Annotated in this window: 16 protein-coding genes; 1 reads left to right on the plus strand and 15 read right to left on the minus strand. The window is 28.5% G+C overall.

Annotation, left to right across the window (positions count from 1 at the left end; translation table 11 throughout):
* Window positions 1-15: 15 nt before the first annotated feature.
* The 6 genes from ACLR9T_RS09565 to ACLR9T_RS09590 all read right to left on the minus strand — a co-directional run bounded on the left by ACLR9T_RS09565 (window position 16) and on the right by ACLR9T_RS09590 (window position 4,672).
* Window positions 16-570, minus strand: coding sequence for a Fe-S-containing hydro-lyase (locus ACLR9T_RS09565; protein WP_413109315.1), 555 nt, complete (start codon window positions 568-570; stop codon window positions 16-18).
* Entirely contained in the window at window positions 567-1,409 is an 843-nt protein-coding gene (locus ACLR9T_RS09570; RefSeq protein WP_413109316.1) for a fumarate hydratase, read from the minus strand. Before ACLR9T_RS09570 ends, ACLR9T_RS09565 begins: the two co-directional genes overlap by 4 nt.
* A 35-nt stretch (window positions 1,410-1,444) precedes the next feature.
* On the minus strand, window positions 1,445-2,260 hold the full coding sequence (locus ACLR9T_RS09575; protein ID WP_413109317.1) for a MurR/RpiR family transcriptional regulator: 816 nt from the start codon (window positions 2,258-2,260) through the stop codon (window positions 1,445-1,447).
* A gap of 299 nt (window positions 2,261-2,559) precedes the next feature.
* Complete coding sequence (locus ACLR9T_RS09580) at window positions 2,560-3,531, minus strand: dipeptidase (protein WP_413109318.1); 972 nt, start codon at window positions 3,529-3,531, stop codon at window positions 2,560-2,562.
* 8 nt (window positions 3,532-3,539) lie between these two features.
* A complete protein-coding gene (locus ACLR9T_RS09585) occupies window positions 3,540-4,397 on the minus strand; it encodes a DegV family protein (protein ID WP_413109319.1) in 858 nt (285 codons plus the stop codon).
* A 14-nt stretch (window positions 4,398-4,411) separates the two neighbouring features.
* Window positions 4,412-4,672: a hypothetical protein gene (locus ACLR9T_RS09590; RefSeq protein ID WP_413109320.1), complete on the minus strand. Its 261-nt coding sequence runs from the start codon at window positions 4,670-4,672 to the stop codon at window positions 4,412-4,414.
* 66 nt (window positions 4,673-4,738) lie between these two features.
* Here ACLR9T_RS09590 and ACLR9T_RS09595 point away from each other — a divergent pair, with 66 nt between their 5' ends.
* Window positions 4,739-4,975, plus strand: a complete 237-nt coding sequence (locus tag ACLR9T_RS09595; RefSeq protein ID WP_413109321.1) for a hypothetical protein — start codon at window positions 4,739-4,741, stop codon at window positions 4,973-4,975.
* Window positions 4,976-5,084: 109 nt separating this feature from the next.
* Here ACLR9T_RS09595 and ACLR9T_RS09600 read toward each other — a convergent pair whose 3' ends face one another.
* The 9 genes from ACLR9T_RS09600 to ACLR9T_RS09640 form a co-directional block, all read right to left on the minus strand.
* Complete coding sequence (locus ACLR9T_RS09600) at window positions 5,085-8,624, minus strand: SpaA isopeptide-forming pilin-related protein (protein WP_413109322.1); 3,540 nt, start codon at window positions 8,622-8,624, stop codon at window positions 5,085-5,087.
* 171 nt (window positions 8,625-8,795) lie between these two features.
* A complete protein-coding gene (locus ACLR9T_RS09605) occupies window positions 8,796-9,833 on the minus strand; it encodes a hypothetical protein (protein ID WP_413109323.1) in 1,038 nt (345 codons plus the stop codon).
* 272 nt (window positions 9,834-10,105) lie between these two features.
* Window positions 10,106-10,822: an ABC transporter permease gene (locus ACLR9T_RS09610; RefSeq protein WP_413109324.1), complete on the minus strand. Its 717-nt coding sequence runs from the start codon at window positions 10,820-10,822 to the stop codon at window positions 10,106-10,108.
* On the minus strand, window positions 10,822-11,682 hold the full coding sequence (locus ACLR9T_RS09615; protein ID WP_413109325.1) for an ABC transporter ATP-binding protein: 861 nt from the start codon (window positions 11,680-11,682) through the stop codon (window positions 10,822-10,824). Before ACLR9T_RS09615 ends, ACLR9T_RS09610 begins: the two co-directional genes overlap by 1 nt.
* A gap of 7 nt (window positions 11,683-11,689) precedes the next feature.
* On the minus strand, window positions 11,690-12,457 hold the full coding sequence (locus ACLR9T_RS09620; protein ID WP_413109326.1) for a MerR family transcriptional regulator: 768 nt from the start codon (window positions 12,455-12,457) through the stop codon (window positions 11,690-11,692).
* Window positions 12,458-12,546: 89 nt separating this feature from the next.
* On the minus strand, window positions 12,547-13,284 hold the full coding sequence (locus tag ACLR9T_RS09625) for a hypothetical protein (RefSeq protein WP_413109327.1): 738 nt from the start codon (window positions 13,282-13,284) through the stop codon (window positions 12,547-12,549).
* Window positions 13,277-13,768 carry a sigma-70 family RNA polymerase sigma factor gene (locus ACLR9T_RS09630; protein ID WP_413109328.1) on the minus strand — a complete coding sequence of 164 codons (492 nt, stop codon included), beginning with the start codon at window positions 13,766-13,768 and terminating at the stop codon, window positions 13,277-13,279. Before ACLR9T_RS09630 ends, ACLR9T_RS09625 begins: the two co-directional genes overlap by 8 nt.
* 33 nt (window positions 13,769-13,801) lie before the next feature.
* A complete protein-coding gene (locus tag ACLR9T_RS09635; protein ID WP_413109329.1) occupies window positions 13,802-14,134 on the minus strand; it encodes a hypothetical protein in 333 nt (110 codons plus the stop codon).
* Window positions 14,135-14,371: 237 nt separating this feature from the next.
* The coding region (locus ACLR9T_RS09640; protein ID WP_413109330.1) for an LPXTG cell wall anchor domain-containing protein at window positions 14,372-14,560 on the minus strand (189 nt) is incomplete at its 5' end.

Genomic DNA, 14,560 nt, shown 5'->3' on the forward strand with positions numbered 1-14,560 from the left:
ACCATTACTCCTTACTTATTTACACATATTTAAATAATCATTTCTACCTAAAATATATTGATCATTGCCATAACTATCAATAATAACCACTAATGGCATATCTACCACTTCTAATTTTCTAATTGCTTCTGGTCCTAAATCATCAAATGCAATAACCTCACATTCTTTTATACAGCTAGACATCATTGCACCAGCACCGCCAATAGCCCCTAAATAGATACCACTATACTCAATAATAGCATCTTTAACACTTTGAAGACGATATCCTTTACCTATCATTGAACGTAAACCTAATTTAATTAATGTTGGAGCAAAAGCATCCATTCTTCCTGAAGTAGTAGGACCCCCACTACCAAAAGCCTTTCCAGGTTTACTTGGTGTAGGTCCTACATAAAAAATCACCTGATCATTAAGGGAAAAAGGTAATTTTTCTCCTTTTTCAATTAGTGTCATCAATCGTTTATGAGCAGCATCACGCCCAGTATAAATAGTTCCGCTAAGTAATATTTCATCACCAGCATGTAATTTTTTTATTTTATCAACTGTTAACGGTGTAGATAACCTAATCATAACCTTGCCTCCTTATGACGTGCCACATGACAGCAAATACTAACAGCAACTGGCATTCCTGCTATATGAGTTGGATGAGTCTCTATATTTAATGATAAAGCTGTAGTTTTTCCACCATATCCAGCTGGTCCAATTCCAGTATTATTTATCATTTCTAATAATTCTATTTCCAAATCAGCATACCGAATATCTTGATGATGACTACCAATTTCTCGCATCATCGCCTGCTTTGCAAGCATCGTTACTTTATCAAATGATCCTCCAATTCCTACTCCAATCACCATTGGAGGGCAGGCATTTGGCCCTGCATCATTAACTACTTTTAAAACAAAATCTTTAACTCCCTGTAATCCATCACTAGGTTTTAACATCTTTATTTGTGACATATTTTCAGATCCAAATCCTTTTGGAGCTACAACAATCTTAAATTCATCTCCCATAACAATATCAAAATAAATAATTGCCGGTGTGTTATCTTTCGTATTGATCCGATCAAATAATGGATCACTAACAATCGATTTTCTTAAGTATCCTTCCTGATACCCCTGACGAACGCCTTCATTAATCGCTGCCTTTAAATCACCATCAATATGTATTTCTTGCCCCATAGTTATATAAACAAAGACCATTCCTGTATCTTGGCAAATTGGCATCATATTTTCATGTGCTAAATTAGCATTATCAATTAAGACATCAATTGTTTTTTTAGCAAGTGAGTAAGGTTCTTTATTTTTTTTATCCACTAATGCACCAAAAACATCACTAGGCAGATCACATGCTGCATCTATACATAATTTTTTTACTGTTTGAATAATATCTTCACATTTTATTTCTCGCATAATTTTTCCTTTCATAAAAAAAGGTAAAAACCTTTTTAAATAATTTTATTTTGGATATTTGGATAGTATAAAGAGTAATATCTAAGTGACATTAGTTCTATCGTAGTAAGCAATGTATGTTTACCAGTTTTACGTTGTTCATTATCACCTAAAATAATCATATAATCAACATCAATTCCAATATCAATTTCAGGATTACTTGTCATTAAAACAACCTTACATTTTGATTTTTTTAGATACTGTAAAATTTTCGAATTACTACGAACAAAATATCCATTAACGGTAACAATTATTGCTACACTACTTTGATCTAAGGATTTAGCACAATCAATCTGGCGTTCTGTTTCCATATAAGCCATAGTAAACTTTTCTAACATCAATAAGTCAGTTTGAAAATGCAAAGCGGCAGAATGAGAAAACTGTGTCCCAAAAAATGCTACAGAATCACTATCATAAATAGCTTGTAAAACCTTATCAATTACATTCCAATTTAATTGATTTGATAACTTAGAAACTGCTTTACAGACTTGTTCACTATAATATTTAGTACATTCTTTAGGTTTATCCTTCATCATATTTAAAGGAACATTTATTAAATTATTAAACTTCTTACTATCAGAAGTAAAAGAAGAGCACTCTTGTTTCAAATGAGCATAATTTTCATATCCTATTGTACGACAAAATCTCGAAATTGTAGCTGGAGAAACATAACACTCTTTAGCGAGTTGACTAATTCCCATTTTGGCAACTTTAGAAAAATTATGAGCCATATACCATGCAATATTATAATTCGTATCTTCTTCACCTGCAGTATCCAAGAAAGTAATCAAACGATAAAATAAGCCTTTCATTCTCATTCCTCCATCTTAGGTGTATTATACACTAAATTTCGACATTTTAAAATAGTACTACTACTATCACTAAAAATTATTATCACATATTTTAAGATAATTTTTATACATTATTACCATTGTTTAATTATATACTAACAATGTAGTCAAAAGAGATAATTGATTTTCCCTTCAATATATTATGACTACAAAAAATCATAAAGATATCCTTCCCTGATATCATGTAAATTATTAGTATCCTTTCCCTGATAACTAATAACTAAAATGACAAGTTACTTTCCCGACTTGTCATTTTTTCTTTATAAAATTGTTTGATAAAGACGTAAAACATTTTTATAAAATACTTTTTCAATTTCTTCTTCCTTTAAACCAGCCTCAAATAATGCATCTTTTAACATCGGCATCATTGAAGCATCTTTTAATTCAAGATCCTGTGAAATCCCATCAAAATCACTACCTAAACCAACATAATCAATCCCTACTAGATTCTTAATATATAGAATGTGATTTACCATATCTTTAATACAAGAACGTTCTCCTCCAGTTTTTGATGCTTTTAGAAAATCTCCACAAAAATTTATTCCCATAACACCATTTCGCTTTGCTAGTAATTTAATCATATCATCAGACATGTTTCTAGCTACTCCACACACAGAACGAGCATTACTATGAGAAGCTACAAAAGGTTTTGTTGTATATTTTAAAACATCATAAAATCCAGCATCTCCTAAATGAGAAACATCAATAATTATTCCCAATCTTTCCATTTCCTTAACATATTCAATTCCAAAATCAGTTAAACCATCCTGATTATTTATATGATACAAATCTTTATATTCTTTAGTACTTACAAGATTTGGATATCCAATACCATTTGGATAATTCCATGTTAAAGTAATCATTCTAACTCCTAAACGATAATAATTACGTAAAATAGCAAGATCGTTATTTACTACAGCACCTTCCTCAAGTGTTAACATAGCCGACATTAAGCCATCTCTTTGATTATTTTCAATATCTTGATAGCTAAAGACTGGTTTTATTAAATCTTTATTTCTTTCTATTTCTTGATAATAAAGATCAATTAATCGATGGGCTTTTATTAACGGATCATCATTATCCCCAAGGTTTACAAACATAGCAAAATTTTGTAATAAGTAATCCCCTTTTGACATTTTTCTTAAATCTATATTAAAATCATTCTCTAATAAATTACCACCCTCATCAAATATTCTTAAGATGGTATCACAATGCATATCAACTACTTTCATTTTCTCACCTACTTCATCTTATGCACATAATGTAAAGCTATACATCCTAAACCACCATGACATGTTAGAACTGCTGGTAATTTATTTATAATTATGTCAATACCTGAAAATGTTTCTTGAAAAATATTTTTTACATTAATTGCTAGATCTTCATTATCCCCATGGGATATGTATAAAGTATAATCATTACTACTTACACCATCTTCTTTAAATTTATCAATTGCTGTTTTAATAATTTTTGTTTCCGTACGACTCATTGCATATTTATCAACACAACTTCCATCTTCTTTTAAATATAATAAGGCTTTTACTTTTAATATTGATGCCATTTTGGCTGCCATCGGGGATAAACGACCACCGCGTGCTAACTGCTTAAAATCTTTAGGGATTAAAAATGAAAAACTTTTTTTCGTCTTCATTTCCAACATAGCAAAAATATCAGTTACATCATCCCCTTGATCAGCCATATTTTTAGCATTGATAGCCATATCCATAACAGGCGCTCCAACCTGGCGACTATCATAAATATACATATTATTCATTTCTAATTGATTTTTAACCAAATTAAAACCACTCCACGTCCCACTTAAATCACTGCTACATGTAATTACAATAATAGCATCGTACTCTTTTGCTTTCCATTTTTTCATTAATTCTTCTAAATATCCTGTATTAGGCTGTGAGGTAGTTGGAACATGATCTTCCTTTAATTTTTGATATAATTGGTCCGTTGTAATATCAAGTTGGTCTTTATACTCCATTCCATCAATAAGCACACTTAAAGAAACAAGCTCAATCCCATATTTCTTTGCCTGAATATCATTCATAGCACTAGTTGTATCAGTTACAATTAAGTAATTTTTCATTATCTTCTATCCTTTCAAAATTCTAATTCTCTTTCTTGATAATCTTTTGTAAGATGCTGATATTTTTTTAACCAGGCTATCCCTTCGATATACTCTTCTTCACTTAAAAGTTCATCCAAAATCCCAAATTTTACTAACGAACATACATCATAGATACTTTGCCACAAAGCATCAAATTTATTTTCATCAGTTTTGATATCACTTTGTTCACTTTCTTCATAAGCTGCTAATTGGTGAGCATCTCTAGTTGCTTTATCAATATCTGAAATTGTCATCATTTATCCTCCTTGACATTTATATATTAAAATTATAACATTATTTTAACAAAAGGAGACAAAAACATGAAAACTATTTCAATTTTTCAAGTACAAGATATTAATAACTTATTAAAACAAAATAATTATGACTATATTTTAAAACTTCATGATACTTGTGGCAGTCAAAGTTTATATTTACAGTGTACTGGTAAAACTACGGGTATAAATGAACTCTGTAATCTAATTAATAATTACTTAAAAAATGATTATCTACAGGTTATTCCTGGTACTATTAATCCCTATAATTTGACTTTAAAATAATATCTTTATTATAACCATAATTGTAATTAATAAGATGATTTCTTATTAAAAAATATTTTATCTTTCTTTATATAAATAAAAAATGGGACCATCATAATGGTCCCAACTTTTATTTATATACTTTCTTTCTTAAATACAAGCAGCTTATTCCAAAAACCCAAAACATAAATAGATTTAAACCAACACTTATATCATCACTTGTTTGTGGCTGAATTGGTAGTAATTCATCTTTCATTTCAATTCGTTGAACTTTATTTGTATTTTCAACAGTAAATTCTATCGCTTGAGCAATTTGATATCCTTTAGGAGCAATTTCTTCACTAAGTCGATATTTATGTCCAACGATCAAACCTTCAAACATACGTGGTTGATTACCCGATACCCAACGCTCTATAAAAACAGTTTCGCCAGTAGAAATATCTTCAAGCAGCAGTTGAGCTCCAGATAATTCTTTTAAGTTAGTTAGATCAATCTTAGAAATTTCAACTTTTGTTAATTCATCAACCATCTCTATCTTTTGATCTTGTTCATCATCCTTAACAATGAATTCAATCTCATCAGCTAATACATAACCATCAGGTGCTTTTAATTCTTTTAAAATATATGATTCTCCAGCTATTAATCCCTCAACATTATGATTTCCACTTTCATCTACAATCCATTGATCAACAATATTTTTCGTCTTTGTTGATACAACTTGTAAAAGAGCACCTTCTACAGTCTTACCATAGGTATCTATCTTTTTAACATTTACAACTTTATCAACCATATGAATTTTCTGTATCTCACTCGTATTTTCAATTACAAAACTTATTTCCTTTGCCTGTACATAACCAATAGGAGCAAGGTCTTCTTTAAGAATATAAGTCTTACCTATTTCTAATCCTTCAACAATATATGGTTTTTTACCCGAAATCCATTCACAAATAACATTTCGATTACTATCTAAAAGCTGCATCGATGCTCCTTCAAGCTCTTCCGTTCCTGTTACTGCTGTTTTACTTATTTCTATCATGGTTGGTTTATTTACGATATTTTGTGTTACAGTATAAACTTTAGTAGTTAGATCAGTTTGTATAAACTTAACTTCATATTTAATTCCATTATGAACCAAACCATCTAATGTTGATATTTCTTGTAATTCATATATTCCCATTGGTAAATCAGATACAGTCAATTTTCCATCTTCAGATAGATTATATTCTCCTACTACTGCATTTTCCCTATAAATAATAGTTCCATCTGCCATGTCCAATATATTTTCTTTAGCTGTTAATCTAAATTTAATTTTACTTAAATCATTATTTTTAATAAATGATTTATCAACTATATTTGTCTCTATAGACTTAACTACTTTTAATTGCCCTATCGGTTTATCATTTTTAATAACAACTTCTAAAATTGGATCTCCATCTTTATCTTTATCATAATCACGAATATTTTCAATTACAAAATCAATTGGCTTTTCTAATGATAAATAACCTGTCGGAGTCTTTATTTCATCAACATAATATTTACCCACATCTAATTGTAATGGTAATATTACACTTCCCATATCACCATCATTATTAAATGATCCTGATGGTATTACAGTATTGTCAGCATTAGTAGTAAAACTATCATAGATTTTTCCACTGATTTTTTGTTTAATCACTTCACCAGCTTTATAAATAACCTTTCCATTAGATACTATATCTTCTCTTGCTCTAACTTTAAAAGTAGCGCTATTCAAAGTAACAACTTTACCACTATCCAGATCCTTTTTAACCAGTTTCAATTGTGCTGTTGCAGGACGATTATTAATATCAATAATTTTGATTTGTTCAACATCTACATATTCACTATAATCTTTTGTTACTGAAACTATAAAGTCAGGTGCAGTAATATAATCTTGAGGTGTCTTTGTTTCACGAACTATATATTCACCATATGGTAAATACTTAGTATGTGCACGACCATTTTCATCAGTTGTAATTACATCATAAATAAAAGCACTATCCCATCCAACACGATCAACCTCTGATTTTAAACGAAATGTAAATTCCGCTCCCTGTAATCCTTTTACAATTCCACTAACTCCATCTTTTTCACCAAATTTATGAACTTGTATTTTTTGCATATTAACACGATTATTAACATTGGTTGAACGTAATATCTTAGATACCGACTGTCCTTCATACTCTATATCTACATTAGTATCATTTGGATTTAATACTAATGTATTATTAGACTTAGATTCCTCTATAATGTATTTACCTATATGAAGATTATCAAATACTAATTTACCATCATCATCTGTTATTTGTGTATCAATAGTTTCCCCTTTATTAAAATAGATAATTGTACCTGCTTTATTGCTTATATCCTCTCTAGCAATTAATCTATACTCATTTCCTTTTAAAACTGCATCTCCATGCTTACCATCAGTTAAATCCGTATTAATTTCTTTAGTTAAAAATATAGAACCTTTTGGTTCCTTATTCTCTACTACTTGTGTAGTAGTCACATCTTTATTAATTGTAATAATAAATTTCTCTGTATTTAATAAATAACCATCTGGTGCAAATATTTCTTTTAACTCGTAAGTACCAACCATCAGATTATCTATTCTAATTTTTCCATCTTTAACTGTAATACTTTCCTCATATCCTTCATATGATAATGATTTCAAATTAAATATTGCCCCATCAATTAAATCTTTATTGTCATTTGTCTTATTTAATTCTAAAGATCCTGTATCTAGCCAATCAACAGAATAATACAATGCCGCTGGATCAATCGCATATGAGCCATGTCCCTGAACAGTATCATTTTCCTTAATTAACAAGGGAACAAAACGAGTACAATTTTCACCTGCAATATTGCTACTAATATAGTCCTTTGTTACTGACATTGGTGCTGTTAAATAGACTTGATCACCACCATAAACTTTTACTACTCCTCCTGTCTGTGCAATCCCTTTAGTTACATTATGCAATGTAACATTTTCTTGTAAAGTAAAATTTATAGTAGCATTACTTGCTGCATTAAAAGTAATGATATTAGTTTTCTGTTCCTTATTTACACTATCATAAACTGCAACAAACCTTCCCGTTTCACTTTCGTTAAGAGCTGGTTTAATAGGAGATGGTGCATTTGTAATATAATCTAAGAACCACTTAAATACAGTATCTTTCCCGAAAGTTGCATTAACATCACAACCTTGTAAATCTCCACTGTATACATAACTAGCAACAATATGAGTAGCTACATATGCATCATCTGCAGTAAATATAATACCATCACTATCATCATAATCTAATATTGGTGTTAATACATCCGCAGGTCCTCCATAACCATAATATAAACATTTTTTTAGTAATTCATTTGTATTAAGTATGATATTAGCATCCTTATTTCCACTATCTGGTGTTTTTTTACTAGCCTCTAAACAATAAGAAATCTGGTTATTAAATGTACACATCCAAGTTGAATACTTTCCCATCCAGCTTGGATAATTTACTTCTTTAATTTTTGTAAAAGGACCAGTATAACTATCCAATCCATTTACACTACTTATATTATTAAAAATACAACCAAATAGTATTAACAACGCTAATAATAACTGTATTATTTTCTTAGTCATTTTCTCTATATTTAACATATTCATAAAATTTCTCCTCTAATTTTTAATAAAAAAAACAACATTAAGTCAATGTTGTTTACTATATTTTTTAAATAGTCAATAACTATATACACGGATCTCTGCATTTAGATTTATACATAATAAAGTATTCCCTTCATAAATAAAAACTATATACTATGACGGCCAAGATTACTTCTACTCTATCCAAGTTTCTCCATATCCATAATTACTACATCCACATCCACCTGTAAAATGACCTGCATTAATTAATTCTTGCAAAGTATGATATTTACTGTATGTTTCGTTAAAATGATCAAGACAATAATAAAATGTTTCATAATGACCATTATTTTCATTACTATCATTTTTAGAACTATTAGAATCATTTTTATCAGTATTCATACTTGAATTATTTCCTGTACTCTCATTTCCCATATCAGGATTATTAATTGGTTTATTATTTGAAGGTTTAGATGGTGAAGAGCTAGTAGATGATTTATCATTTGAAACCACAGATTTTTTCTTAGTTACTGCTTTTACAGATATAGAACCATCATCATTTGTAACTACTTCTTGAATAACTTCTTCATCATTAGCAGGTGGAGATATAATTGTCACCTTAAATTCTTTTTCTGATTTGTTTTTATTTATATCCTCAACTGATACCTTAACAATGTATTCACCAATATTATTTATATCAACTAAACTTGTATCAATAATATAATCATTAAGTCTTGCCAAATCAGTTGCCTGCATTAGTTTCTTAAAATCAAAAGTATTTAAATCTGTTCCTAAAAAAATCTCTACATTTTCAGGAACAACTAGTTCTGGTTTAACAGTGTCTTTAACAATTACTTTTACCTCCTTTATCTCTTTTTTATACTTTAGAATAATTCTATATGTACCAACTGAAGCATATCCCTTATCTTTCTCATTTTTTGTTCCATCAATATTATCAATTATCTCAATTTCATTTTTTACATTAGATTTAAGTTTTGTATTCTCTAAAACATCATTTTTATCGCTAGTATTTAACTCTTTTAAATCTAAATAATATTTAGGTTCTGTAGGAACTGATTGACCATACTCCACCAAAATAATCTCATCCTTCACCTTTAACAATCCACTTTTTGAATTTACTAATAAAAAGATAGTTAATCCAGCCAAAATAACCAATACACCCCATACAATTATAATCCTTCTTTTAAAATCAAATAATCTTGTAAACATCATTTATCACTCCCCCTATTAAATATTAATATAAACAAAAATGTACCAAAAACTGGTACATTCCATCAAGTTTATTTGATTATAGCTCTCTACAACATCATATTATCATTGTTATATATTTTTGTCAATCTTCCCCAATATAACTAAAAGCAATACTAATTTATTGTTTTCATAAAATAAGCGCATTATATTTACCGATTAACAAAATAAATGTCTATTTTATATTTATAATTGATATAAATATGAGACTAACTTAATACAATTATAAAATATTTTTATTCAAAAATTATTCTCTTTAACTTATAGATTGAAACCATTAAAGAAACTAATATAATTACCAACAAAGGTATAATATAATTTAAATCTAAATGATTACTGCACATTATCTTAAATCCCCATGTAGCTGGAAATATATTACCAATCATCTGTAGATATTCTGGCAATAAAATCCTTGGAAACATAATACCCGATAACATAATTGAAGGAAGAAAAACAATTTGTGTAGCCATCCCCATCTTAGATGAACTTTTGAAAAATAATCCAAATATCATTCCAATTCCTAAACTTGCTACTATCAATAAATTTAACCCTACAAAATAAGTTAGTATATTTTGCGGTATAGGTGCATTATATAAAATTGGTGCTGTAAAAAAAATAATTATACTCATAATCAATAAATGCAGCCATGCTGAAATTAAATTTCCAATTGCCAATGTCCATAATGGAATATGTCCAATCTGATAAGATTTTTTTATATCACTTCCATAAAATTCTACTAATGGATATGGTGACCCCAATAAACCTCCCATCGAAATACCAAATACTGTCATAACTGAAATAATCGTTTTATATGCATTAGAGTCAATTGCTGTAAATATCGAACCTATAAAAACATAAAATAATAATGGTACTACATAAAAATGAACTAATATTTCTTTACTTCTTAAATTTAATTTCCAATGCAGTATTACTTCATAAATAAAAGCAGACACTATAATCCCTCCTTTACAACCTCTAAAAATCTTTGTTCTAATTCTATATGTTTTATTTGAATATCTTTTATTTTAACATTTTGCTGGCGACAAGTATTTATTATTTCAATAAGTGCATCTTCAAGATTAGTTGTCTCAAAATTATAATAATTATTAAATTTTTCTATCCGTATATTATTTATATCAGATAAATCGATACTCTTTGAAAAACATATTTGCAATATACATTGATTTTTATTTATTTTAGTTAATTCAATAGCGGTTCCACAAAATACTACCTTGCCCTCTTTTAAAATAGCAATTCTATCACATAGTTTTTCTACCTCACTCATATCATGGCTTGCTAAAATAATCGTTTTCCCTTGAGATTTTAAATTTTGAATTTCTTTATGAATTGTTTCTCTTCCTTCTACATCAAGACCCGCCGTTGGTTCATCTAGAAAAATAATATCCGGATTACCTAATAACGCCAAAGCTAAATGTAAACGCCTTTTTTGTCCAATAGACAATTGAGAATATTGTTTTTTTATAAAAGAATTAATTCCTAATTTTTTTATATAATTATCATCAATTTTAACATGATTCCATTTAGCAAATAGCATAAATGCCTCACTAACTTTCATATTATGAGGAATTGAAGAAGATTGTAACTGTACACCTACTTTACCATTTATTCCAATTTTTCCACTATCATATTTTCTTAATCCTTCTAAACACTCTAAAAGGGTTGTTTTTCCTGCACCATTCACACCTAAAATTGCAAATACCTCACCTTTATCAACTGAAAAACTTACTCCTTTTAATACATTATTCAAAGCATAGCTTTTCTTTAGATCACTAACCTTAATTGCATAATCCATATATTTATTAACCTTTCATATCATCAAAATAATATTTTAGAATTTCTCCTAAATAAATATCTATTTCTTGCTGTTTTTTAGATAATTCATGATCCCAATTTTTCTTATCTTTATTAAAAGCTTCAAGTTGTGCTATTAAACTCATATCCCCACCAGTAAACTCTAAAATCATATCCCACCATTTTGCAGCTAACTTTTTACTAATATCACTTTCTGGACTTTCACCTTCTAGCTTTAAAATATATGTCTTATCTAAAACTTCCTTGTAAGTATCAAATATCTTTAACGCAGTTTGTGCATCGTTACCAAATCTCTTATAAATATGCTCTTTTAATGAATTATCGAGACATTTCCAAACCCAATAACCATCATTTTCTACCTTGAGTAATTCTATAATTTCTGCATATTTAGAAAAGTCAACTTCTTGAATAGTTTTAACTTCGTTATATAATGTCTCGATCGCTTGTTTTGCTTTTGTTAAATCAGATATTTGCTTTTCAATAATTTTCTTTTGATTATCCAAAACAATAGCTACTTCTTGAGGATTATCTAAAGGAAATAACTTACTTTTAATCTGTTCTAATGAAAAACCTAAATATTTAAAAGATAAAATCTGATGAAGCCTAATAATATCTTTTGCATTATATAACCTACGTCCCCCATTACTAAAATATGAAGGCTTCAATAAACCCTTCTTATCATAATATTGTAAAGTACGTACAGTAGTTCTCATTAACTTAGCTGCCTCTCCAATAGTAAACAACCTTTCTTTCATTTACTTAAAACCTCCTCTTATTATTATAATTCATGACGTAACGTCATAAGCAATAAAAAATGGTATTAATTAATAATACCATGTATTTTTTAAGAATGCTGATGTTTTTGGTGATGACTATCTTGATTATGTCCAGGTTGGCAACCATCAGGAACATCTGCTTGATTAAATTCATATAAAATTGTGTAAAGTTTTTTAATACTATAGCCATTAAGCTCTTCAAATGAATATTTAGAAGTATAAGACATTATAGTTTCAATAATTTGATATTTACCAGCTGTCATATGATGAGATGAAGCATTATGATGAGTTTCCTGATCAACCTGTGAACAATGAAATTGATCACTTTCAAGATTTTTTTCAAATAAACTGTTCAATATTGATTCAATTCTAGTTGATAATTTTTTATTATCTGCAAATATAGAAACCTCTAATAACCCATTTTGAAGATAATTCTCATACTTTTTATCATTTAATAAAGTAAGTACAGCTGATTGTAATTTTTCTCCATTTAAATCAACTTTATCTAAAATTCTTTGAGCATCTTTATTATAAGCAATAGTTTCAATAACCACATTATTTTTATCTAAACGTAACTCTAAACTTGGATTTACATCTAATGAAACATAAGCAACAGGTTCAGGAATAATTGATGACCTTAAAGATAAAGATACAAATAACAAAAGTATGCATACAAATATTGGAATTAATAATATTTTTTTATGAGCATATTTTTTATGTTTTCGATGATAGATATAATTAAGAGTTTTATCTTTTGTTTCTTGACTAGCATGAATATTATCAAGCTCTTGCAATGGATTATTCAAAATAATCACCTCCCAATATATCTTTTAATTGTATTTTAGCCCGTTTAAGCCATGTATGAATAGTATTTTCTTTTTTATGAAGAATATCGGCAATATCAGTGACCTTATACCCCTCATAATAAAAAAGATAAATAACATTACGGTAGTTATTAGGTAAAGATAAAACAGCTTGTAATAAATCTGATGTTTCACAATAAGAAATACTTTTATCATTATTTGAAAATGTTTCAATATCTTGTTCAAAATCAACATTTCTACGAAACCAACTTTTAAACACATCTTTACAAGCATTAATTGTAACCCGAATCAGCCAAGCTTTCTCATGCTCTAAACTTTCAAAAACAGGACCTTTTGCGTACTTGATAAAAACCGTCTGAAAGACATCATCAACATCACATTGTTGTTTCATATGAATAAAGCATATTTTTTGTATCATATCAGCATATTGATTAATTGCTTTTCTTATTTCTTCTTCTGTACGCATAAGATCCTCACATATTCTTAATAAATAAAGTTACTAATGATGTCTACCATTATGAAGATGATGGTTTTCTTTTTCATGATTTTGATGATTACTATTGCAGTTTCCATATCCCGATAAACATTGATTCTCATGATTATTGTCACAATTCTCATGTCCTAATGAACAAGTATGATTCTCATCACAATCAACATGTCCCTGATAACATTTAGTAACAGAATCAGCAGTTTCAGCCGATAAACCTATTCCCTGATTTACAGAATAAGTCTGTGATGGCTGGTAAGCATCAACATTTTGAACATATGATAATGATACCATTCCAGCAAATACTATCAAACCCGCAATAAAATAACACTTTATTTTTTTCATTATAATTCCTCCTATTCACTATACATACGATTAATAGAAAGAAAAACTTTCAACAAATTATTAATTTTACAATATCATAACAAACATTAGTTAAAAAACAACTATTTAATAAAAAATATTATTTTAAATTAAAAACTATAACAAATCATATTATTCTGATATTTACACTAATAACATTAATTGACAGCCCAAAAAACAAGACCCAAATATCGGGTCTTGTAAACATAAAGTTATATTTTATTTACGTTTTCTTTTTTTATTTCCATAGAATCCTAATGAAGCAATTGCTAGTCCTGCTAGTGGTAATATAACGCTTGTTGTATCACCTGTCTTAGTAGCATTTACCTTTGTATCACCTGGTTTTACAGTACTTTCAGGATTTGTTGGATTAGCTTCTAATCCTGCCATTGCTTTTGTTAATCCATT

Source organism: Thomasclavelia sp. (genome assembly GCF_047249845.1).
In the GTDB taxonomy this organism is placed as follows: Bacteria; Bacillota_I; Bacilli_A; order Erysipelotrichales; family Coprobacillaceae; genus Thomasclavelia.

Excerpts from the sequence above, each read along its gene's own strand:
- ACLR9T_RS09565 (WP_413109315.1), bottom strand. The coding sequence starts at position 570 with ATGATTAGGTTATCTACACCGTTAACAGTTGATAAAATAAAAAAATTA.
- ACLR9T_RS09570 (WP_413109316.1), bottom strand. The coding sequence starts at position 1,409 with ATGCGAGAAATAAAATGTGAAGATATTATTCAAACAGTAAAAAAATTA.
- ACLR9T_RS09575 (WP_413109317.1), bottom strand. The coding sequence starts at position 2,260 with ATGAAAGGCTTATTTTATCGTTTGATTACTTTCTTGGATACTGCAGGT.
- ACLR9T_RS09580 (WP_413109318.1), bottom strand. The coding sequence starts at position 3,531 with ATGAAAGTAGTTGATATGCATTGTGATACCATCTTAAGAATATTTGAT.
- ACLR9T_RS09585 (WP_413109319.1), bottom strand. The coding sequence starts at position 4,397 with ATGAAAAATTACTTAATTGTAACTGATACAACTAGTGCTATGAATGAT.
- ACLR9T_RS09590 (WP_413109320.1), bottom strand. The coding sequence starts at position 4,672 with ATGACAATTTCAGATATTGATAAAGCAACTAGAGATGCTCACCAATTA.
- ACLR9T_RS09595 (WP_413109321.1), top strand. The coding sequence starts at position 4,739 with ATGAAAACTATTTCAATTTTTCAAGTACAAGATATTAATAACTTATTA.
- ACLR9T_RS09600 (WP_413109322.1), bottom strand. The coding sequence starts at position 8,624 with ATGAATATGTTAAATATAGAGAAAATGACTAAGAAAATAATACAGTTA.
- ACLR9T_RS09605 (WP_413109323.1), bottom strand. The coding sequence starts at position 9,833 with ATGATGTTTACAAGATTATTTGATTTTAAAAGAAGGATTATAATTGTA.
- ACLR9T_RS09615 (WP_413109325.1), bottom strand. The coding sequence starts at position 11,682 with ATGGATTATGCAATTAAGGTTAGTGATCTAAAGAAAAGCTATGCTTTG.
- ACLR9T_RS09620 (WP_413109326.1), bottom strand. The coding sequence starts at position 12,457 with ATGAAAGAAAGGTTGTTTACTATTGGAGAGGCAGCTAAGTTAATGAGA.
- ACLR9T_RS09630 (WP_413109328.1), bottom strand. The coding sequence starts at position 13,768 with ATGCGTACAGAAGAAGAAATAAGAAAAGCAATTAATCAATATGCTGAT.
- ACLR9T_RS09635 (WP_413109329.1), bottom strand. The coding sequence starts at position 14,134 with ATGAAAAAAATAAAGTGTTATTTTATTGCGGGTTTGATAGTATTTGCT.